Source organism: Calothrix anomala FACHB-343 (genome assembly GCF_014696435.1).
Lineage (GTDB): Bacteria > Cyanobacteriota > Cyanobacteriia > Cyanobacteriales > Nostocaceae > Aulosira > Aulosira anomala_A.
The window spans coordinates 39,336-60,531 of the sequence record NZ_JACJQG010000050.1 but is presented as its reverse complement, the minus strand read 5'-3'; the positions used below and the strand labels follow the sequence as shown (position 1 = coordinate 60,531).

The window sequence follows — 21,196 nt, the reverse complement described above, 5'->3', positions numbered from 1 at the left end:
TAACTGCTACCAATTTGAAACAACAATAATATAGATGGTAGGTGCATGGCAATGCCATGCCCTCTAGAATATATTGATGTGTCGCAAACATTATTTAAATTGATATGACAACTGACAATCCAAGCGCCATAAAAAAGTGAGGGATAGTTACTCCCTCACATAAGACAATTAGTACAGCCTAAACAAATTCTAACTAATTTTGTTGATTAAATTTCAGCAAAATTCTATGCAAAAACAAAATTATTATCAATTAGGCTGCTAGCGGTAATTCCTAATAATGAAACTACCTCTGTATTGCCAATTTTCACTGAGGTATCGCTACCTTGTTGTAAGAGGGTCAAGTCACTAAACTGAGTTACTCCAATACCACCTAATCCAATTACATCAACTCCTGATGTAAAGTCAGTGACGATATTTTTGCTAGTAGGAAGACTACCATTAGCAATCCAGAATTGGTCAGCACCAGCGCTACCAGTCAAGCGATTACCACCACCAGAAGCAGCAAATAACACATCATCACCATCACCACCCACTAAGATGTCATTGGTGTTGGAGAAGAGTTTGTCATCGCCGGAACCACCGTAGAGTCGGTTGTTGCTACCGTTACTCGTGATGGTATCGTTACCGGAACCACCAAACAAGAATTGACGAGAACCTTCAACTACTTGCAAAGTATCAGAACCTGCACCACCAAACAGGTTATTACTACCACTTGCTTCAACTACGGTGATTTCATCGTTACCTGCGCCAGCATCAACATTAGTATTGCTAACAGAACCATTAGCACCAATTACCACTTGATCGCTACCCTCGCCAGTCGCCACAGCAGAGTCACTACCCGCTAATACAGTGTCATCACCCTTACCGGTCTGCACTGTATTACCTTTGTTAGCATCTACCGTATCTGCGCCATCGCCTGTAAATACGGTTTGATTTGGCTGAGTGGTAATATCATCGCTGGAAGTAGAACCAAAATTGATATCTAGTGCTGAGGGTTGACCGACACCAGGCGCAAGGTTTAGGGGTTTCTCTAACTTCAGCAGCAGAATTTCGTTGTTGTCGATTTGGGGATTTTGCGGATCGTTCCCTGGACGACCGGTGGAGAAAGGATAGTTGTTGTCGTTAGCTACCAAAATGGTATCTTTGTCAATCACTAAGACATTTTCAATGGTGACAAAGGGGAAATCAAAAGTTGTCTTACCATCACCATTTAAGTCATTGGGGTCTTGGATATTCAACAAATCGGCAATTTCTATCTTTTCCACATAGCCTTTAGCATCAGTCTTTGACAAGTCTACTTTATAGACGCGCTTGAATTTAGCTGTGGCTCCTTGACCGCCATCTCTTTCAACAACCAGGTATTCATTGTCATTCACAACGGTGAAATCGCCGATCGCATTTGCGGGATTATCTAGTTTGTAGTACAGCTTCTTGTCAGTGTATTCACGATTAGCAATGTCAAATTCATTAATCCGTAAATCACCAGGGCGATCGCCATTAACTGTACCTTCCAACAGCATATACAGCTTGGTTTTGCTGGCGTTGATTGTCCCGCCTTCAAAGCCTTTCGAGCCGCCTAAGTTCGCAAATGCTTTACCAGCAAGCACATCAGGGTTTTGGGGAGAACGTACCAAATTATTCTCAGGTTCGCTCAGTAAATCTCTGACTTTATCTCCTGTAATTGGGAAGTCTGTAAAGAATGCATCAACACCCAATTGAATGAACTGCTGAAACTCTAGTTCTGGATTACCTTTGTAATCGGCTGCGAGGTATAAATCTTCATCACGGAAGGTGTAGGGGTGAACCTGTAAACCTGCTGCATGAGCATCTTGGATTAAGGTTGTCGGTGGTAAAGTTGTTCTGTCAGCATCATTAACTGTACCATCCTGATTCACATCATCTGCTTTACCATCATTATTAGCATCAGTTCCTTTGACACTGACAATCATGCGTTTCCAAGGGCCAATACCATCAGCATATTTAGCAATTTCCGCCAAACCTTCTGGGGTGCGTAAATCGCCATAGGTGCGTTCGTCACCACTAACTTGGAAATCGTATGGCTGATTTTCAATCAGTTTACCGTTAATGTCAATGCCATCAGCATCAAAAAGTTGTACCAGTGGGATATCTACACCAGCAGCAGGCATGATGATATCATGCAGTTCCTTCAGGTTCCCGACTTCAAAGGATTGGATGAAAATGCGACTAGGATCGGTGAAGTTTTCAGCTTTGAGGGTATCGATGAGTATCTGACCCAAACTGCGGTTAATCTTGGTGTCAGTCCCTACATAAGTAGCTTCGCTAGCAGTATAGGTGGGATGCTTGGTTTCTGGGTAGATACCAATCTTTTTACCTGTCTGCGCTTCCACATCCTTAACTAAATCAATGATTTCCGTTAAAGTCGGAATTTCAAATTGACCGTTGTAGGATTGATCGCGGAAAGATAAACGTTCAATGGCGCGTAGTTCTTTGATTTCCGCTAAGGTGAAATCTTCAGCAAACCATCCTGTAACTGTGGTTCCGTCCAAATTGACTGTTTTTTTGCGATCGCTAAATTTGGCAATCTCAGCTACATTTGTGGTTGTATTGCTAGTATTTAAACTGCCATCAGCATTTAAAATCGCTAAAGCAGGTTCATGACGAGCAATCAATACACCATCTTTGGTAACTACCAAGTCAGGCTCAATAAAATCTGCACCTTGCTCAATTGCTAGTTTATAAGCTTCGATGGTATGCTCTGGACGAAAGCCGCTTGCACCTCTATGACCAAGAACTTTCGGTGCTTTACCGTCTAAAGTCTTGAATTCGTCTGGTGTGGCGATGGGAGCTTCTAATAATTTACCAGTGCGATCGAAATGTAACAGATAGGGGCCAAACTCATCCCCAATCCAGAAGCTACCGTCTTTATCAACAATTAAAGATTCAACATCAAAGTCTGCACCGGTGAGGAATCTTTCACTAGTTCCTTCATTAGTAATTTTGAAAGGAACCTTTTTATCTGGGTCAGATAGTTGAATATAGTCTAAAACTTTGACAGTACCATCACCATTTTCTGTTCCCTTGAAATTGGGATCTAAACGTTGGATACGTAGCAGAAAATCAGCACTATTATTTTTGCTACCGTAACCATTATCTGAGAGGAAATAGAAAGAATTACTGTTAGCAAATTGGACACCACTGAAACCTTGTATTGGTTGTCCGGGGAAAGGCCCGGTTCTACCATTGGCGGAAATTCCTTCACCAGATGCAGGCCCCTCACCATAGGTATCAGCCGGAAGAGAAGCAAAGCCAACTAACTCAACTTTAGGAACAGCATTCGGCGCAATCAGGAAACCGAGTTGACCACCTTCTACTAAGTTATCTGTGCGTTCAACAGTCCCATCGCCATCGGTATCAATACCAGGAACAGTAATAATTGAGCCATCCCGAATGCTGTGTGCTTGGACATTAAACAGTAGCAGTTCGCCGGGATCGTAGTCAAACAGCTGGGAAACATCGAGGATACCAGAAGATTCCCAGTTACCTAGATCTGTAGGGCTAGAGTCAGTTTGACCGGAGGGTACAGCCGTGCGATCGATTTGTGCTATGCGGGTTGCTGTGGTTTCTGGGTTAGTAGCGCTGGGATCGATGCGCCAGATAGAAGCTTCTTCTTTAGAGGTAGCACCAAACAGGTCAGCACCGATGGCGCGGTCTTCTTGAATATAGATTTTACCATCATCAGCCCAATCTAGGTTATCAGGGCTGCGTAACCCAAAATCTTTGTTACCCTCGTCATTACCGTCGTAGAGAATGTTGAGGCTAGCTGTGATTTGATTGCTGCTGAAATCAACATCAATTTTGTAAGTTGTACCCCAGGTATCAGCATTATCAAACAAACCGGTGCGACCAGTAGAAGCTAATACAGCTTGTGTACCATCTGCTGGGTTGGTGGCGACATCTTCAGGACGAGAGAACAAGAAAGCTTTAACTTCATTAGCTAAAGCATCTTGTTGGGCTTGGGTAGCAAAACCTTGGGCATCATAACCCAATTCATTTTGAATGCTAGTATCGGCATCTGTACCATCTACAGCTGTACCGGCTAAGTCAGGGCGATAGTGCTGAATCTCGACAAACTTACCAGCGCGACTGTTACCACTACCTTGGAAATCTCTAGCATCTAGTTCAATAGAATCAGAGTTATCTGTGGGATCGTCAGCTACCCAAACGTAAAGCTTTCCTTGCGCCAAGCCATTGCGATCGAGGAAACTACCGTCACCCTTAGCGTTTTTGTCACCAACATATAAAATTAAAGGAGCTGGGCCGCGATCGTCACCGATTAATAAAGCTACTTTATCAGTGCTACCTGTGTTAATCTCAGTCACACTTTCCCAAGCAGCACGACCCATCCAAGGTACAGCCCAGAGTTGATTAGTGGTAGTATCTAGGGCAAACTGTGTACCACCATCGGTTTCTTCGCCTGTAAAATAAATGCGATCGCTAAATCCAATCCCCGCGCCAAAGTGGTTAGCTTCCATCAAATTTGCCGAACAAAAACGATTAAGTCCAGCAAATTCTAAGTCAGAAGCCGCATCGACAACTTCACCAGCGCGGTTGTAAATTGTGTCAAAAGCTAAACCAGAATCAACTATTTTTAAAGTACGCTTATCAATATCAAAATAGCTAATTCTAGCACCAGGAAGAGAAGCCCCACTTTTGAGGGTGTAATTATAGCCGACATTGTTAGCTATTTCGTGGTTAACTAACAATCTCACAGTGGTGTCATTGAGTTTAAAAGCACCTGTACCATCGAGAATTCCCGGTGGCGCATAATCATCTATTTTTTCACCCACAGTAAATATAGGGTTAACAGTATAACCGCCTAAACCCTTTACCTGTGCAGGCTGATTTGTATCGAATGGTGTATTAGCCATGCCAAAATTCCCTCAATTGTGATTAGCAATATTTGTTAAGCAAACAGTTTTCTAGCAGTAGTCAAAAAAGCCAACTAATTTTTGTCTACAGCAATATAACTGAGTAGTTGGATACAACTTTTACTAGTTAGTTCAGTTAGCTGAGAATTACTTGATAAATCATGAAAACCTTTCTCAATCTAGAAACCAGAGTTAAGGTGCGATCGCGCATTTGAACATAATTTACACATTGCTGTTAGGTTTAATGCCAATTTTGAGTTTTTGAAGAATACATTAAACAAACTGCAACGCTCCCTGATGATCTAAGTGATTGTAACGATATTAATAGTTAGTTTCTAGAACAGAAGGCTAAAACTTCAAATTCAAATGTATCTACATAACAATTCTCTAAATTTTGTAAAAAAACTTATTAATAGATTAAAAATTTTTAACCTACATCATTATGAGTTTTTTACTAATTTTTTTAAGGATGTTATGTAAGTAGAGACTAACTAAACTAGTACCAGTCATATTTCCCCGGCAAGATTAAGAAAAAAATAAGTTAGCTCAAACAAATAGTTAAAATATACACAACTAAAATAGTCTGAATAAAATTTTTTTATTAGGTTAAGGCAAAAATAAGGTAGATGGCATAAAAGATTAAGTCTTTTTAGGTAATACCTCTATGGCGCATTAATAAATACTTTGTTAATAGTAAATATGCGATGTTATTTAATTGCTACATATTTATCCATAGCAGGACAAACACTGTTAAAGTATTGACAAAATAGATAATCTAAATATTTATATGAAAAGAATGAAATTTACTAAGACTTTCTTAATAATGACAAATGCTACAGTGTTACTTTCAGTATTTTGTCAAACAGTAGCATCTCAAATGACAGACTATCTTTTACCAGAAGACTTTAGAGTGTATGTCAGCGCTGAAGGCGGCGTTATCAACCGACCAGCACCAGGATATAGAGAGAAAATTTTGCCCACCATTAACAAATATATGAAGCGAGATGGTGGTTATATTGCTTGCTATTCTCGCAATGAAGCCGGCAGTATTTATTCTGTTGGTGACGGAATCTATGTCATGGGTCAAATCCGTGTAAAAGGGCGATACATTGGGCGGATATTTCATCCCCACGGTTATGAAGGTAAAGATATTAGTGCGGCTAAAAAATTCAAAACCCTTTGTAATCAAACATTTCCGGCTGCACGTTCTGGCGGTTGGGCTGGTGGTGATACTGGCGGTTGGTTTGGAATTCAGTAAAAAAAATGCGGAATATAAAATTCCGCATCCAGAGCAGCATCTTAAATAAGAGATAGATATTTCTTACTCATACTCATGCAACGCGCCTAACTTCCGCATTTCCGGCCAAATCATCGCCGTTGCAATAACTACGAGAATTGTGCCAATTCCACCACCAACAACGGATACTATGGGGCCGAATAAAGCCGCCGCTAAACCTGACTCAAAACCCCCCAATTCGTTGGAAGCGCTAATAAACACGCTGTTAATTGCTGCAACTCGACCGCGTAAATGATTGGGTGTGCGAATTTGCACTAAAGTATGACGAATAACCACGCTAATGCTGTCTAATGCGCCACTTAATGCCAGCATTAGCAGTGATAGCCAAAACGATCGCGATAAGCCAAAGATGATCGTCACGACACCAAAACCAACCACAGACCAAAGTAAGGCTGGCCCGGCTTTACGCATGGGTGGTAAATGTGCCAAAGTTACCGCCATAATTAGCGCACCAATGGAAGGAGCCGCTTGCAAATAGCCTAATTCTACAGGGCCGACATGTAAAATATCTTTGGCAAAGATTGGTAGTAAAGCTACTGCTCCCCCTAGTAATACTGCGAACATATCTAGGGTAATTGCTGCGAAAATTATCTGATTTTTCCAAACAAATTCTGCACCTCCAGCTAAGGTTCTCAGCGAGATTGGTTCTTGGGAAAGGGCAGTATTTTGTTGTTTAATCGGCAATGTTAAGGCGAAACATAAAAATGCAGCCACAGCCGCCAATATATATACCCCTGTAGCATTTCCTAAACCAGCGATCGCAAATCCTCCCAATGCTGGGCCGATAACTGTCGCTAGCTGAAAGCTGGTACTGTTCCAGGTAGCAGCGTTGGTAAATACGCTCGTCGGTATCAACTGCCACATCATGGCATCGCTGGCAGGTTTTAAGAACGCCCTGGCAATACCTGTAAAAACTAAGCAGGTATAAAAAAGACTAATTGCACCTTGAGTATAGGAAACCACAGCTAACGCCAAGGAGCAAATAGCTAGCAAGAAAATAGATAGTAAGGTGGTAAATTTGCGATCGCGTCTGTCAGCTACATGTCCAGCAATTAACGTCAGCGCGATCATTGGGATGACTTGCGCCAAGCCTACCCCGCCTAATACCATCGCTGAGTTGGTGCGCTCGTACAGTTCCCAACCAATCGCCACTGTCTGCATTTGGGAGCCTGTAAACAACAGTACGCGCCCAAGGGTAAATAGTCGATAATCGCGAAACCGCAAAGCTGCAAAAGAATCGTGTTCTTTTCCTTCTCGGTTAAGGAGCTTTTTTAATTTCTGTTTGCTCGAAGACATTTTTTAATAAAGTCAAGCCTTCTTCAAGATTTGATACTTGCTCTGGCGTTAAACTCTCAAGAATATCGGCAATATGAGCGCGAGTAGTTGCTTGGGATTGCTTTAACAGCATTGTTCCCGCTTCCGTTAAATTCAGCACTATTCGCCGCCGTTCTTGGGGGTGATCGTTACGTTCTACCAGATTGCGTTGAACTAAGCGTTCAATTGTAGTTGATGCTGTAGCGCAGGTAACGCCTAAATGCTCTGCTACCTCAGATAATGATGCACCAGGATTGCGATTGAGAAAAGCGAGCGATCGCAACTGAGGTATCGATAAAGATTCAGCATTATGACTGCGCATATCTGCTCGGATAAACCGCATTAGTAAAGGAACTGTTTCCATTACTCTCGCAGCACATTCTTCCGTTGGTTTTCCGAGCTTGGCCATCTTTTTCTCCTAATTACATTGCCACCCGTGGGTAAAGTCGTCCACAGATCACAGTTAAGCCTATTAATGTTAACAAGAGAATTGTACAGTCCATACCAAACCCATAAACACTGGAACCATGAGCGATCATTGTGCCTCGTAAGGCATCAACTTCATAAGTTAAGGGATTGATGCTAGAAATCACATGCAGCCAAGCTGGCATCAATGTTAAGGGATAGATAGCATTACTGGCAAAAAATAACGGCATTGTAATCAGTTGTCCTATACCTGTAAACCTTTCTCGGCTTCTTACCAAGCAGCCAATAATTAAGGAAAAAACACAAAAACAAGCTGCACCTAACAGCACAATCACCACTACTTGCAATAAAGCTAGGGGGTGAAGGTTGAGTTTTACACCTAACAATAGTGCCAATCCATAGATGATGACTATTTGCGATAAGCTTCTCACGCCACAAGCTACAGCTTTACCCAACACCATCGCCGCACGAGGTATGGGACTAGCTAAGAATTTATGTACAATTCCTAAATCTCGTTCCCAAATCAACGTCATCCCACCAGTGAAAATGGCAACAAATAGCACACTCTGCGCCAAAATCCCTGGAGCCATAAATTCTAAATAAGATAAGTTACCTGTGGGGATAGCGCGAGTGCGAGTAAAAACTTGCCCAAAAACTAACAGCCACAATGCAGGCTGTACGCCACGAATGAGTAAATCATAGGGATCGTGGCGAAGTTTGCGTATTTCTAGTTCTGCGATCACAAGAGTTTTTTGAAATAGTTCTGCGATTGCAGAGATAAAATTGCCTTTAGCTGTAGGCTTTGGTTTAACCCAACCGTTGAGCATTACGTCTGGTTCTTTTGATGTCATGATAACTAACTCCTGATGCTAATTCGTCCCCTGTGTAGTGAATAAACACATCATCCAAGGTGGCGTTTTGTTTATTTAAACCAGCCTTTAAATCTGTAGGTGAACCTGTGGTAATTACCTTACCCCGATTCATAATTGCTACTCGATTACACAAGTGATCGGCTTCCTCTAAAAAGTGAGTTGTCAAAAAGATAGTTGTGCCGTAATTTTCTCGGAGTTCCTGCACCAAATTCCAGACTTGATTACGCGCCACCGGATCTAATCCCACTGTTGGCTCATCGAGAAACATAATTTGCGGTCGATGCAAGATAGATTGAGCAATTTCTAGCTTGCGAATCATCCCCCCTGAATAATTTCTCACCAAGCGATGCGCTACTTCCGCCAAACCCATAAATTCCAAAACATCCCAGATGCGCTGTTGGCGTTGTTTCGCGGGAATGTCATATAATTTGGTAAAAATTAACAGATTTTCATAACCTGTCAATGTCCCATCAGCAGACAGCGCTTGCGGTACATAACCAATCGCTCTTCTCACCGCCTGAGATTGATGGGTGACATCATAGCCGGCGATGCTTGCTTTACCTGCACTTGCTGGCAGTAGGGTTGTTAACATCTTAATTACTGTACTTTTCCCGGCTCCATTGGGGCCGAGCAAACCAAACACTTCACCAGCTGCAACAGTAATATTTAACCGATCCACTGCTGTGAAGTTATCAAAACGGCGCGTCAGTTCCTGTGTTTCCAATAAAACCGATTCCGGATAGTGACTAGGCGTTGCTAACCAATCGGCGCTTCCCGTCAAATTTGTCACGAGTTAGATGCACTTCCTTCGCAATACATTTAGATAGCCTAATAATTAGCTTGACATATATTCGCGTTAAGTCAAGTACCTGGTTTGAAGATAGGGAACAGGGAATAGGGAATAGGGAACAGGGAACAGGGAAGAGAAATTTTCATGCTTGGTTGTGGGTTTTTACCATGAGGGGCTGTCTTGAAGATAGGGGCTAGGGGCTAGGGACTAGGAAAGAGAGATTTTCATATTTGGTTGTGAGATTTTCTCGTGATTAACTAGCTTGAAAATAGGGGCTAGAGAAGAATAGTTTTGATGCCCCTGTAGTATGATTTATTGAATAAATACACAAAATTTATTACATTCATTGCGAGTAAAGTATAGACGCAAAGCGGCTGATTGAAGCGTTGTCTATTTCCTGTATGCGCCAGTTAACTCTTTACAGCAAATCTGATGATTAAAAAAAGATTACAGCAGTTTTCATACATTTGAACCACAATCGTAGTAGGGAACATCCACAATCTTCTCGTATATACAATAATGTTACTGGTGCCGTGCCCCTACAGTGTGGTCTATTTACCTGAAAATTGCTGTAATACAGATAAAATTTAATACAAACTGATATATCGCAATCTGCTCTTGGACTTGTGCAATCTGACATAAAGGGTTGTTCACTGTCAGCAGTCAACAGTCAACAGCCAAAACTGATATTTTTCACAACTTAAAATAGGAACGCTATATTTTTCTTTTATTACATTTAATAAATCTTAAAATGATAATTAGTTTAAAAATTAACTAGCAAGTATTTTCTAATACTTACTTTGTAAGCAGATAGATTTTAAAGATTAGATAAAGTTGGGATAAGCACGGAAAATTTATGTTAAATAGATAATCAGTTTATGATTTGTTTAAGAAACTCAGACTAGCCCCAAATGATTTGTAAATGTGTAGTCGATGAAAGAGATCCAATACCTGAAGAAGAGAGCGATCGCTCTCTTTAAACTTGAGTATGTAGTATTTATCACACACCTCTAGCTAGCATTTATTTCCCTTATTTAGCTTCATTCTCCTTGCGTTGTGGAGGCTTTCAATAGTCATCCCCTAGCCGCGTCATGTGAAATTTTCTGTATAAAACTTTTCCATTGAACAATTATTAAGAGGATTTACGATGGCAATAATTAATGTTTCTGCTGGCCAGTCTATTCAACAAGCCATCAATGCTGCCAAAAATGGAGATACCATTATCGTTGCTCCGGGAGTTTATCGCGAAACACTAACTATCTCTGGAAAGGCAATTACATTGGCTTCTGAGTTTTTAACTACTGGCAATGCCAATACCATTATGACAACTATCATCGATGGTGGCGGGTCGTTAGTAGATTCTGACCCTGATGTGGTGCGATTTACAGATACAGTTCCTCCAGGTGCAAAATTAATTGGTTTTACCGTTCGCAACGGTGGAGATGGAATCAAAGTAGAGGGAACGAAAGTAGAGATTCTCAACAACTACATTACTAACACCATAGATGGGATTAACTATAAGTTGGTTTCTAGCGGTGTAAGTGGTGGTATAGCTCGTAATAATATTATCGAAAAAAATAAGGATGATGGTGTTGATATTAATCAAGTTGCAGATGTAGTTGTTGAAGATAACATCATTCGCCAAAACGGAAATGATGGTATTGAAGTCAGAATGAACAGCTATACAGGTACTACAGTCCTGAACAATATCATTCGCAGAAATATTATCTCCGCTAATAATGGCGATGGTATTCAGCTGATTGATTATCCAGAGGTTTCTCAACGTTACTACCGGATAGAAAACAATCTGATTGAAGGAAATAGAGATGCCGGTCTAGGCTTGATGGATAACGGAGACTCATCGGAAGATTATCGAGCTGCTAGTATTCCTGAACCTATAGATGTAATTGGTAACACTTTTAAAAATAACAATCATGGACTAACTGGTGGTGACAATCTAGTTGCCATCAATAATATTTTCATCAATCACACCAGAATTGCAATGAAGGGTGTAGATGGAAATTCTATTGCTGCCTATAACCTCTTTTGGAATAATGGTACGAACACTCAAGGTAGTAATGTCGATACTAGTACCACTATATTTGCCGATCCCCTATTAAGTCCGACCTCGCAATTACAAACAGGTAGTCCAGCAATTGATAAAGGAACTGCATTATTTCAATGGCGAGGTAGAACAGTAATTAACCTTCCTAGTAGTTCATACAAGGGTTCTGCACCGGATTTAGGAGCTTTTGAAAGTGGGAGTACATCCCAACCTCAACCCCAAGGTTCAATCGGTAATCGCATTTGGAATGACACCGATGGCGATGGTATCCAAGACGCTGAGGAAACTGGGATTGCCAATGTTAGTGTCAAACTGCTGAACTCATCTCAACAAATTATTGCGACTAAATTAACTAACAGTAATGGTCACTACACATTTAATAATCTATCGGCAGGTAATTACACTGTTCAGGTAGATAACAGTACCTTACCCAGTGGAGCCGAGATAACTAGCGATCCGGATGATACTAAAGACGGACAATCGCTAGTTACCTTGGCGACAGATGAGACAAAGGTGAATATAGACTTTGGTTATCAATTTCCATTGCAACCACCGCAACCAAAGGTAATTGAAGTTCGGGTGAATTCCAGTTCCGATGATGCTGAACAGCGTCTGACGACTGGATCAATGAATTTAACAAGTACAGATTTAGAACTAATCAACGATAGTGTCGATCAACTTGTAGGTTTGCGCTTTGTAGGCGTGAATATTCCCCAAGGAGCAAAAATTACCAATGCTTATATCCAATTCAAGGTTGATGAAATCGGTTCAACTACAACAAACTTGACCATTCGCGGGGAAGATGTGGATAATGCCCTCACCTTTACTACTTCTAAAAACAATATTTCTAGTAGAGTGACTACAGATGCTGCTGTTGTTTGGAATCCTTTGGCCTGGAGTACTGTCAGCCAAGCAGGTATTAACCAACGAACTGCCAATATTGCATCTGTGATTCAAGAAATTGTCAATCGTCAAGGTTGGAGTAGTGGTAATTCTATCGCCACTATTATCAGTGGGACTGGTAAGCGTACAGCCGAGTCATTTGATGGTGATGCGCTAGGCGCTCCGTTGTTGTATGTGGAATTTACTCCTCCTACGTCTTCCAATATCTAGACGAGCAAAAGTAGCTAAATGGCGATCGCATTTGCATCTACATCGCCAAACCTGTGCAATTGTAGCAGAATGTAATTATGCAAGATTTTGTGGCTATGAGCATAGGCGATCGCTCGCATTCGAGTACCAAGTGCTGAGTTTCGCCTTGATTCCCTATTTCAGGCTGAAATCTCTCCATGCAATGCTGTGAGATCAATTGGCGAATGTCTCAACTACCAGTTTGATGCAAAAAGCGATCGCCAAAACTTAACCAATCTTTTCCATCGCATCTATAGCGCCTTAACTCCTGGGGGTGTCTTCATTTTCGACATTGCACAACCAGGACAGCTAACACCAGGAATTAGCAAAGGATTCACAGAAGGTGAAGATTGGGTAGTACTCGTGGAAAAAGAAGAAAATCAAGAACTCAGCACCTTAACCCGTCGGATTATCACCTTTCGCAAGGTTGGCGAATACTATAGACGGGATGAGGAACTACATCACCAACGTTTATATACAGCGACCGAAATTGCCAATCAACTCCATCAAATTGGCTTTCAGGTTGAGACAATGGCTAGTTATGGTCAATATTCTTTACCATCAGCTCATACAGCCTTTCTTGCGCGTAAATCTTGAATTTTCTCTGTTATTAGTTTCTTGGCTTGTTTTTCCCTTCCCGCATCACAGCATTAACAAATATACGCTTAATATTTGGTTGGCGTTAGAGAATTTTGCGCTTATAACTGAATAGTGAATTTACTGCTGTCTATAAACCGCGCTCATGAATAGGGAGAGATCATCTACCTAATGCTACGGGTTGGTCAAACTCTTCACCCGTTACTATGTTCCATCCCATTTAGGTGTGTCATCAAAAATTATATTGTGTAATTTTTATACTCAGGTGTACATAACAGTCACTATTCATCAGAGTACGGTAAAAATTGAACAGCAGATAATTTTTTCACAACTTTTATTGTCTCAGTAAGTAAAGCGAAAGTTTATCCATGTTAAATCTTGTAAAAACTTGTATAGCAAGCCTTGCATGGGTTATACATATCTAAAATCTCAAAGAGTTCCTTCATCCATCTTGTATTTATAAATACTTTAATATAGGATGAATCAACCCTGTACAATCTGTAATTTTTTCCATGTGTGAGGAATTTACTCGTGATTAAACAAAATTTAATAGGTATACTACTACTCAAAAATGGGCAGTATTTTTTCTCTGGTTTAGGAAGAATCATCGTTACTAGTTTGTTACTGACTACAGCTCTATCCACCCATGCCGCAGCTGCTGAAGATAAATTGATAGTTGATCATCTCATCAGTAACTTCAGTTCTGAAAATCAACCACAAGCGAATTCTGCCAATTATGAAACTATGGCAGAGCAGAAAATCAATTTCAGCCAAGTAACTGTAGAACAAAACAATCCCAATGGGGAATTCACTCCTGTTCCTACATTGGAAGCATCTTCTACTACCTCAGATATTCCAGCCAAGCCCAATGCAAACTTTAAGCAAAAACTACCGCAGCTAATTGCACAAACAGATTCTTCCGGTACTGTGGGCGATACTCTAGGAGATGCCAACAAAATACGCCAAGATCTGTTTATTGAACCCATACTCACCGAAATTCCCAGACCGCGCAAGGGCGGTTCACCTGGTTCTAGTGCGGGAACACCCACTGCTTACGGTGCAAGTTGGGGTCAAGCCTTTATTGGTGGTGGTGGATTCATACCTTTTGAAAAAGGAAAAGTAGATGGTTCTTTATCGGCTGGTTTTGGTTTAGGAGATGCAGTTAAATCAGTAGGCCTAGAAGTCGCCTTCAATATCTACAGTGTCGGTGGTCAAAAGGAATTGTTTGGAGACTTTGGCGATAGTGGCGGTATTGGGTTCAAATTACATAAATTCTTTGCTGACGGTACAGCAGTAGCCGTTGGTTGGTCAAACCCAATTACATGGGGACAAGGAAATAAGTCTAAAGATACGATCTATGGCGTAGTTACCAGAGCATTTTACTTACAGCCTGATAGCCCCACTAATAAATTACCTTTGACTGTTTCTGTGGGTGTTGGTAGTGGTGCTTTTCGCTCTGTAGGGGCCCTGAGATCTCGCTCAGGAGATAATCCACCAAATTTCTTCGGGAGTGTAGGTTTACGAGTTATACCTGAAGCATCCCTAGTAGCTAGTTGGACTGGAAGTGCTTTAAATTTGGGTGCGTCTTTTGCTCCTTTCCGAGACACCCCTATAGTTATTAACACTATTTTCACAGACGTAACTGGTAATTCAACTAACGCTACTGGTTTTAGTTTAAGTGCCGGGTACAGTTTCCAGTTCTAATTGTTAGGTTTTTTGCTACTTAAATTTGAGATAAAAACATGAACAAGCAAAAATTATCTTTAGGGTTGAGTTTGGTGTTAGTTTTATCAAGTTCTTTAGTGGTTACGTCTAATAGAGCAAATGCTGGTACTGCTGGTGCTTTAGGTATTCCTGCAGATTCATCGGGTATTTCTGGTGATAGTTTTGTTCCTACTAATGTGGAAATACCTGGGTCATCAAATTCACTGCTACCAGGCGTTAATTTAGAAATTAGTGCAAATGGAGAAATTATCGTTCCACAAGAAGTTCAAAATAATCTGAATAACATTGCCATTAATATAATTAGACAAACACCTGAACCTAATACTTTTGCAGCAGCAATTTACATTGTTTTGGTAGGGGGAGTTGGTGCAGAAGAAGGAAAAGCGCAAATTCAATCTGCTTTGACAAGTTATGGAGTTACTGCACAATCGGCACAGGCATTTATCAGTTCCATCACCGGTTTGTTAGCCAGTGGCGATGTGAATGTTACGCAATTGGCTGTGGCTATTAATAATTGGAATGAGATAGTGAAACAACTTAGCCCTAACGAGCTGCCAAAGGTTGCAAATAACCCAGGTTTAGGAAAACTAGCACGGGATATCAAGCAATTAAGAGCAGCTTTGAAGAAATTACGTTAAGCTAGCTCTCTTTTTGGATAGAATGAGTTTTCCGTGACATCTTCCCCTTTCTGTGAGAGGGGAATTTTATTGAAGTGCGATCGCTCAACTGCAACATCATTCCATAATGGTATATTATTGAACCTGAGCAAAACGGCTACATAAGTGCGATCGCTCATATCCTGATGATTGGCAATGTTACAATTTAATTAGTAAGTGCGCTAAATTATAGATAAAATCAGAATATTTGGTGATATTTACTGAACTATGTTTTCTCGGCTCTGATATACCATAAATACTCATAGATTTATGGCAAAACAATGATTTATCTTTTGCTTGCTCTTCTATCAGGATTGGCTTGGTGGCTGATTTCATTAATTATTCCCATACCAATAGCTTTAGTAGTTGTGCCATTATTAGTTTTTTTACTTGCAATTATAAGTAGTGCTGTAGAGCCTGAAGAGGAAGAGAATATTCAAGCTAATCCCCAGGAGAAACAGAGGGTTAAGTAAGACCACCACACTTATTTTATGCAAGTAAAAACCGTAGATGCATTGGTATACAATATTAAAAAATATACCTTTAGACAGATAGACATACGATGAAAATCATCGAAACTACTAGAATAATGATGCTTTTTGCCCTGCAAGTATAATCCTATATACGTGTAGGGTTTTTTATTTGTAGAAAAAACTCGTACCCTCCCTTAGTATTTAGCGGCTACGATCCTTATTGATCAAGCTTGTCAAAAAGGCGATCGCTTTTTTTAAGTGTTTCAGGCATAATTTTTTATGTCTTCTTGTGAAAGGTTTCTTACCAGCCATACTTGCGATCGCGATCGTGCTTAAATTTGAGTTGGTGATATTTAGATAATATTCGGAAAATCATGCATCTTCAATAATTTAAGGTGCGTTAGCCTACGGCATAACACACCCTACGAAATCCGAATTGTTGATTAAAGTTTTAAAGCTATATCTTCAAACTTTTCATTCTTGGTTAGAAACTTATCTGCCTTGATACCTTTAGGAGTGTCAAATAGTAAATCCACAGAACGAGCTTCACCTGGAGCAAAAGGTTTACTCAATAAATTAGTATCAAATTTGAACTCAGTCTCTTTAACATCATATTTATTATTTTGTGAGTCAGCTAAAGTTGAAATAAAAAGATAAGTCAATGCATCATCTTGTCGTTGTCTTTTGTTAGTTGTGTTTTTAAAAGTTACAGAAACAACTGTCCAAATTTCGGCTGCTTCATATGTTCGGTACTGTCCTTTAATTGTTTGTCCTGCATATTTAACACCTGTAACTCTAATTTCCCAACCTTTAATATTAAGTTTACCTTTGACTGCTTTTGAATTAGCTTCAACTTTAGAAGTATCAGCAGCATTTGCTTGAGATGATGAAGACTCTACTTTTGCTTGTTGAGAAGGTGTACAGGCAGAAATTAGCATTAATAATGTTCCAATAAATAGGTATTTAAGGTTATTCATGCTTACACTCTGGTTATATATCAAAACTTCTTTCAGTCTTTTGAAAGGTTCGTTATTATAGTTCCCAGAAATTGACGAATATTCACAAATAATAAAATTTGCTAATTTTAAGTCTGTCTCCGCATCACTAAAGCGAACAATGGCAACAAGCCAAATAGGAATTCTAGTCTTTGCAATTGTTTTGTCGTTCTTCTTCGCAATGATATCTTATATTTCAGTATGCATTTAAAGTTTATTTCAGTGTTTTTACCGGATTGATGTAAAAAAATGCAGATTAAAATGTGTAGTTGGAATTCTCAACTATATATTAGGTTTATTGTGATGAGTAATAATTTTATTACCCTTGATTGTGATGATGATATCATCCTCATTGCTACAGATAGTTTTACGATAAGTAGATTAAAAGAGTTAGTTATTAAAGGAATTAGAGAAAAGGAACCTTTGAATTGTGGTAATAACACTACTGTTAGAACTTCATCTTTTATTGGTCACTTCCAAACTTTTAAAATTTATGAGCAATATATCACTATAGATGAGATTCAATTTCAAGTAGTAAAAGAATGCCAAATGTTAAAAATAGGTAGTCAAGGTTGGCAACCTGGAAAGATAACAATAGAGTTGTCTATTTCACCTACTGGAAAGACACAAGATAATGTTAAACTAAAATTTTATCCCGATCAGCCTGTTGAACCTGAATCACCTTTAGATAATATTCGGAAAATCATGCAACCAAGATGAAAAATATCTTTCATATTACCCAATCGGAAAAATGGGAACACGCAAAAATCCTTGGTAGCTATCGCACTGATTCGCTGGAGACTGAGGGGTTTATTCATTGTTCGGAAGTCAATCAAGTAGTTAATTCTGCAAATAAGTTTTTCTTTAATCAACAGGGCTTGGTATTACTATTTATTGATGCTGGTAAGGTGAAGGCAGAAGTTCGTTATGAGGAAGCGGAAATTGGTGAGTTGTTTCCGCATATTTATGGAGAATTAAATATTGATGCTGTGTTTGGGGTAAGTGATTTTGAACCTGGGGAGGATGGTTTGTTTAATTTGCCGCCAGAGGTTGTAGATTTAGAATAATTAACCGCAGAGGACGCAGAGAACGCAGAGGAGAAGAGATGGAGAGTCAAGGGTTTGATGTGGGGGAGTATGTGGAGCAAATGGCGTGGCTGGTGGATTTGCGGTTGCGGGATGAGTATCGTGATGGGGTGGTGGCAAATTTTGAGAGAATTAAAGCGATCGCTTCTCTTGTCACTGAATTCCCAATACCAGAAGATATTGAAGTTGCACCTGTGTTTGAACCATGAATGATGCTGTATCTATAGCTGCGGCTGTGCGTGAGGGTAAAATTAGCGCGGTGGAGGTAACTCAGGCGGCGTTAAATAAAATTGCGGCACGCGATCGCCAACTCAATTGTTTTACGGCGATAATGACTGAAGCAGCTTTAGCAGATGCCAGCAGAATTGATCAAGAAATTGCCCAAGGTAACGATCCTGGTGTGTTGGCTGGCGTACCTTTTGCAGCGAAAAATCTCTACGATATCGCGGGATTAACAACTCTCGCTGGTGCGAAAATTAATGCTGAAAATCCCCCTGCTACCGAAGATGCAACAGTAGTAGCGCGGTTAAAGCAAGCTGGTGCGGTGTTGGTTGGTGCTTTAAATATGGATGAGTACGCCTATGGGTTTGTGACGGAAAATTCCCATTACGGCGCGACTCACAACCCCCACGATTTACAGCGCGTGGCTGGGGGTTCCTCTGGCGGTTCGGCTGCTGCGGTGGCGGCGGATTTGGTTCCTGTAACGCTGGGTTCTGATACAAATGGTTCGATTCGCGTACCGGCGGCTTTTTGCGGTATTTTTGGGTTAAAACCGACTTATGGTAGGTTATCGCGGGCTGGAGTAGCTTTATTTTCTACCAGTCTCGATCATGTCGGCCCTTTTGCCCGTTCGGTGCGGGATATTGCTACAGTATTTGATATTCTCCAAGGTGCAGACGATCGCGATCCGGTATGTACAAAACGTCCCCCGGAGTTATGTTTGCCCCAAATTAATCAAGATATATCTGGTATCAAAATTGCTATTGCTGATGAGTATTTCGCTAGGGGTGCAGTACCAGAAGCCTTGGCAGCATTGGAACAGGTAGCCCAAGCTTTAAATGTAAAGCGGTATGTAACGATACCAGAGTCAGCACGGGCTAGAGCAGCCGCCTTTGTAATTACCGCCAGTGAAGGGGCAAATCTGCATTTAGATAAATTGCGATCGCGTCCCCAAGATTTTGATATTGCTACACGCGATCGCTTTTTGGCTGGGGCGTTAATTCCGAATCAGTGGTATTTGCAAGCACAGCGCTTTAGAAGATGGTATCGCGATCGCCTGCGGGAAATCTTTGCCGATGTTGATATCATTCTTGCGCCGACTACACCAATTCCTGCGCCATTAATTGGGCAACAAACTATGATTTTAGATGGTGAGGAAATGTTAGTTCGTCCTCACCTGGGATTATTTACCCAACCATTATCTTTTATCGGCTTACCTGTCTTATCAGTGCCAATTCAGCGCCCGAATTCTCTACCTTTAGGCGTGCAAATCATCGCTGCACCTGATAATGAAGCCTTAATTTTAAAAGTTGCAGCAGTATTAGAAGCTCAAGGTGTAGTCTCAGCAACGACAAAATAATAGTAGAATTACTGACTACTCCAGAATCGCGCCTTTGCATTCAGCCCACGCAGGTGGGCTTTGTACTGATAGCCCCAGGCTTCCAGCCTGCGGGCGTTATGTGGCGTATCGAACTTTTACCAATTTAAATAATGTTTGCGACACATCAATATATTCTAGAGGGCATGGCATTGCCATGCCCCTACCATCTGTCTTATGATTTTTTCAAATTGGTATCAAATTTTCACATTTCCCCACTTTCTCCAAGTTTTACAATAAATTTATAAAATCTTCAGCATTTTCACTCAGGTGGATACTCGACAATATCATTAGCTGACAAAACTGCATAAGCTCACTCCCCTGAGAGATATTGATTGATAAGACAGCAACGGATAGAGATTCCATTTAGGTAAAACAGCTTATATCAAGCTATTATCTATCGCTAATTTCTACCAAATTCTGATTTTAAGTAAATACGCAACAATTTTTGTCATGTATTTTATTGGAGAAATACACATGAAAGGCTTAAAAGTTTTAGCATCGGGTATGATTTTATTTGGTTTAATGCTATGTGCCCCTAAAGCTAATGCTGAAAATTTATCTAACAACTTAACAAGCGAAATAACAGCAAACTTTACTCAAATTACAAATAATAAATCTAACGCCAAAGCTTTTATAGACCAAGGTTTTGAATTACTAGATAAGAAAAATTATCGCGAAGCTATTAAAACTTTTAGTCAAGGACTTAGTTTAGCACCTGATAATCCCTATGGTTACCTGGGTAGAGGTATCGCTTACTTTAGTATTAAGGAATATCAGTCAGCTAGATCTGATTTTGGACAATCTATAACTATAGATGGGAATATTGCTTATGCTTATTTATTTCGGGGGATGTCTCATTTTGCTTTAGGTAGTAAAGAATCAGCAATTTCTGATTTAGAAACAGCCGCCAATCTCTTTGACAAAGAAGGTGAAAAAGAGATGGCTGAACAAGCTCGTGATACCATTAAACAGATTCGTAATTCGTAATTCGTAATTCGTAATTCGTAATTTACAAGAGGTATTAATAAAGCAATTTATACCAATTTAAAATCCAAAATAACGCTCGATGACTCGCTAACAAAATTCAAAATTGAGACTGTATCTAAGTTTTTGGTTTTGATTGCGTTGCTAGATTTTAGAGAATTGGTATTGCGTTTTTAAAGTATGAAACTGCGATTTGTTGGCGGAATCTACTGGAATGAAAACCCTCACAAGGGCGGGGAAACCCTCACAAGGGCGGGGAAACCCTCACAAGGGCGG

Annotated in this window: 19 protein-coding genes; 12 read left to right on the top strand and 7 right to left on the bottom strand. The window is 40.3% G+C overall.

Annotated elements, in window-relative coordinates:
• Positions 1 to 224 precede the first annotated feature (224 nt).
• The gene (locus H6G08_RS24870; RefSeq protein ID WP_190547853.1) at positions 225 to 4,910 is read right to left on the bottom strand and encodes an esterase-like activity of phytase family protein; all 4,686 of its coding nucleotides are present in this window, start codon (positions 4,908 to 4,910) and stop codon (positions 225 to 227) included.
• An 823-nt stretch (positions 4,911 to 5,733) separates the two neighbouring features.
• Here H6G08_RS24870 and H6G08_RS24865 point away from each other — a divergent pair.
• A complete protein-coding gene (locus H6G08_RS24865; protein WP_242046260.1) occupies positions 5,734 to 6,168 on the top strand; it encodes a hypothetical protein in 435 nt (144 codons plus the stop codon).
• A 63-nt stretch (positions 6,169 to 6,231) separates the two neighbouring features.
• Here the strand turns inward: H6G08_RS24865 and H6G08_RS24860 are convergent, their stop codons facing one another.
• Genes H6G08_RS24860 through H6G08_RS24845 form a run of 4 tightly spaced genes read right to left on the bottom strand, consistent with a single transcriptional unit; the run spans position 6,232 to position 9,609 of the window.
• Positions 6,232 to 7,503 carry an MFS transporter gene (locus tag H6G08_RS24860; protein ID WP_190547851.1) on the bottom strand — a complete coding sequence of 424 codons (1,272 nt, stop codon included), beginning with the start codon at positions 7,501 to 7,503 and terminating at the stop codon, positions 6,232 to 6,234.
• Positions 7,466 to 7,930 (bottom strand): MarR family winged helix-turn-helix transcriptional regulator, encoded by a 465-nt coding sequence (locus H6G08_RS24855; protein WP_190547849.1) that lies wholly within the window; start codon positions 7,928 to 7,930, stop codon positions 7,466 to 7,468. The genes H6G08_RS24860 and H6G08_RS24855 overlap by 38 nt, the downstream gene beginning before the upstream one ends.
• A gap of 13 nt (positions 7,931 to 7,943) precedes the next feature.
• A complete protein-coding gene (locus H6G08_RS24850) occupies positions 7,944 to 8,798 on the bottom strand; it encodes an ABC transporter permease (protein ID WP_190547847.1) in 855 nt (284 codons plus the stop codon).
• Positions 8,755 to 9,609 carry an ABC transporter ATP-binding protein gene (locus H6G08_RS24845; RefSeq protein ID WP_190547845.1) on the bottom strand — a complete coding sequence of 285 codons (855 nt, stop codon included), beginning with the start codon at positions 9,607 to 9,609 and terminating at the stop codon, positions 8,755 to 8,757. Before H6G08_RS24845 ends, H6G08_RS24850 begins: the two co-directional genes overlap by 44 nt.
• 1,147 nt (positions 9,610 to 10,756) lie before the next feature.
• On the opposite strand from H6G08_RS24845, the gene H6G08_RS24840 reads away from it, so the two are divergent.
• From H6G08_RS24840 to H6G08_RS24820, 5 genes are all read left to right on the top strand, one after another.
• On the top strand, positions 10,757 to 12,787 hold the full coding sequence (locus H6G08_RS24840; protein ID WP_190547843.1) for an SdrD B-like domain-containing protein: 2,031 nt from the start codon (positions 10,757 to 10,759) through the stop codon (positions 12,785 to 12,787).
• The gene (locus tag H6G08_RS24835) at positions 12,750 to 12,977 is read left to right on the top strand and encodes a hypothetical protein (protein ID WP_190547840.1); all 228 of its coding nucleotides are present in this window, start codon (positions 12,750 to 12,752) and stop codon (positions 12,975 to 12,977) included. Before H6G08_RS24840 ends, H6G08_RS24835 begins: the two co-directional genes overlap by 38 nt.
• Positions 12,974 to 13,402 (top strand): hypothetical protein, encoded by a 429-nt coding sequence (locus H6G08_RS24830; RefSeq protein WP_190547838.1) that lies wholly within the window; start codon positions 12,974 to 12,976, stop codon positions 13,400 to 13,402. The genes H6G08_RS24835 and H6G08_RS24830 overlap by 4 nt, the downstream gene beginning before the upstream one ends.
• A 531-nt stretch (positions 13,403 to 13,933) precedes the next feature.
• Complete coding sequence (locus H6G08_RS24825) at positions 13,934 to 15,106, top strand: hypothetical protein (RefSeq protein ID WP_390626097.1); 1,173 nt, start codon at positions 13,934 to 13,936, stop codon at positions 15,104 to 15,106.
• Positions 15,107 to 15,144: 38 nt separating this feature from the next.
• A complete protein-coding gene (locus tag H6G08_RS24820; RefSeq protein ID WP_190547836.1) occupies positions 15,145 to 15,765 on the top strand; it encodes a hypothetical protein in 621 nt (206 codons plus the stop codon).
• On the opposite strand, the gene H6G08_RS24815 is transcribed toward H6G08_RS24820, so the two are convergent.
• A complete protein-coding gene (locus H6G08_RS24815) occupies positions 15,762 to 15,923 on the bottom strand; it encodes a hypothetical protein (RefSeq protein WP_190547834.1) in 162 nt (53 codons plus the stop codon). The two genes, H6G08_RS24820 and H6G08_RS24815, sit on opposite strands and share 4 nt — an antisense overlap.
• A 141-nt stretch (positions 15,924 to 16,064) precedes the next feature.
• On the opposite strand from H6G08_RS24815, the gene H6G08_RS24810 reads away from it, so the two are divergent.
• Positions 16,065 to 16,256 carry a hypothetical protein gene (locus tag H6G08_RS24810; protein ID WP_190547832.1) on the top strand — a complete coding sequence of 64 codons (192 nt, stop codon included), beginning with the start codon at positions 16,065 to 16,067 and terminating at the stop codon, positions 16,254 to 16,256.
• A 443-nt stretch (positions 16,257 to 16,699) separates the two neighbouring features.
• On the opposite strand, the gene H6G08_RS24805 is transcribed toward H6G08_RS24810, so the two are convergent.
• A complete protein-coding gene (locus tag H6G08_RS24805) occupies positions 16,700 to 17,233 on the bottom strand; it encodes a DUF4352 domain-containing protein (protein WP_190547831.1) in 534 nt (177 codons plus the stop codon).
• 321 nt (positions 17,234 to 17,554) lie between these two features.
• Between H6G08_RS24805 and H6G08_RS24800 the strand changes: the two genes are divergently transcribed.
• The 5 genes from H6G08_RS24800 to H6G08_RS24780 all read left to right on the top strand — a co-directional run bounded on the left by H6G08_RS24800 (position 17,555) and on the right by H6G08_RS24780 (position 20,923).
• On the top strand, positions 17,555 to 17,971 hold the full coding sequence (locus tag H6G08_RS24800) for a KGK domain-containing protein (protein WP_190547829.1): 417 nt from the start codon (positions 17,555 to 17,557) through the stop codon (positions 17,969 to 17,971).
• Positions 17,968 to 18,318, top strand: a complete 351-nt coding sequence (locus tag H6G08_RS24795; RefSeq protein WP_190547827.1) for a DUF952 domain-containing protein — start codon at positions 17,968 to 17,970, stop codon at positions 18,316 to 18,318. The genes H6G08_RS24800 and H6G08_RS24795 overlap by 4 nt, the downstream gene beginning before the upstream one ends.
• Positions 18,319 to 18,356: 38 nt before the next feature.
• Positions 18,357 to 18,545, top strand: a complete 189-nt coding sequence (locus tag H6G08_RS24790; RefSeq protein ID WP_190547825.1) for a DUF4089 domain-containing protein — start codon at positions 18,357 to 18,359, stop codon at positions 18,543 to 18,545.
• Positions 18,542 to 19,915 (top strand): AtzE family amidohydrolase, encoded by a 1,374-nt coding sequence (locus H6G08_RS24785; RefSeq protein WP_190547824.1) that lies wholly within the window; start codon positions 18,542 to 18,544, stop codon positions 19,913 to 19,915. The genes H6G08_RS24790 and H6G08_RS24785 overlap by 4 nt, the downstream gene beginning before the upstream one ends.
• A 495-nt stretch (positions 19,916 to 20,410) precedes the next feature.
• Positions 20,411 to 20,923: a tetratricopeptide repeat protein gene (locus H6G08_RS24780; RefSeq protein ID WP_242046259.1), complete on the top strand. Its 513-nt coding sequence runs from the start codon at positions 20,411 to 20,413 to the stop codon at positions 20,921 to 20,923.
• Positions 20,924 to 21,196 lie beyond the last annotated feature (273 nt).

Coding starts and splice junctions, on each gene's coding strand:
- H6G08_RS24785 (WP_190547824.1), top strand. CDS start 18,542: ATGAATGATGCTGTATCTATAGCTGCGGCTGTGCGTGAGGGTAAAATT.
- H6G08_RS24790 (WP_190547825.1), top strand. CDS start 18,357: ATGGAGAGTCAAGGGTTTGATGTGGGGGAGTATGTGGAGCAAATGGCG.
- H6G08_RS24815 (WP_190547834.1), bottom strand. CDS start 15,923: ATGAGCGATCGCACTTATGTAGCCGTTTTGCTCAGGTTCAATAATATA.
- H6G08_RS24805 (WP_190547831.1), bottom strand. CDS start 17,233: ATGAATAACCTTAAATACCTATTTATTGGAACATTATTAATGCTAATT.
- H6G08_RS24800 (WP_190547829.1), top strand. CDS start 17,555: ATGAGTAATAATTTTATTACCCTTGATTGTGATGATGATATCATCCTC.
- H6G08_RS24810 (WP_190547832.1), top strand. CDS start 16,065: ATGATTTATCTTTTGCTTGCTCTTCTATCAGGATTGGCTTGGTGGCTG.
- H6G08_RS24840 (WP_190547843.1), top strand. CDS start 10,757: ATGGCAATAATTAATGTTTCTGCTGGCCAGTCTATTCAACAAGCCATC.
- H6G08_RS24870 (WP_190547853.1), bottom strand. CDS start 4,910: ATGGCTAATACACCATTCGATACAAATCAGCCTGCACAGGTAAAGGGT.
- H6G08_RS24820 (WP_190547836.1), top strand. CDS start 15,145: ATGAACAAGCAAAAATTATCTTTAGGGTTGAGTTTGGTGTTAGTTTTA.
- H6G08_RS24860 (WP_190547851.1), bottom strand. CDS start 7,503: ATGTCTTCGAGCAAACAGAAATTAAAAAAGCTCCTTAACCGAGAAGGA.
- H6G08_RS24835 (WP_190547840.1), top strand. CDS start 12,750: ATGTGGAATTTACTCCTCCTACGTCTTCCAATATCTAGACGAGCAAAA.
- H6G08_RS24855 (WP_190547849.1), bottom strand. CDS start 7,930: ATGGCCAAGCTCGGAAAACCAACGGAAGAATGTGCTGCGAGAGTAATG.
- H6G08_RS24795 (WP_190547827.1), top strand. CDS start 17,968: ATGAAAAATATCTTTCATATTACCCAATCGGAAAAATGGGAACACGCA.
- H6G08_RS24850 (WP_190547847.1), bottom strand. CDS start 8,798: ATGACATCAAAAGAACCAGACGTAATGCTCAACGGTTGGGTTAAACCA.
- H6G08_RS24780 (WP_242046259.1), top strand. CDS start 20,411: ATGAAAGGCTTAAAAGTTTTAGCATCGGGTATGATTTTATTTGGTTTA.
- H6G08_RS24865 (WP_242046260.1), top strand. CDS start 5,734: ATGACAAATGCTACAGTGTTACTTTCAGTATTTTGTCAAACAGTAGCA.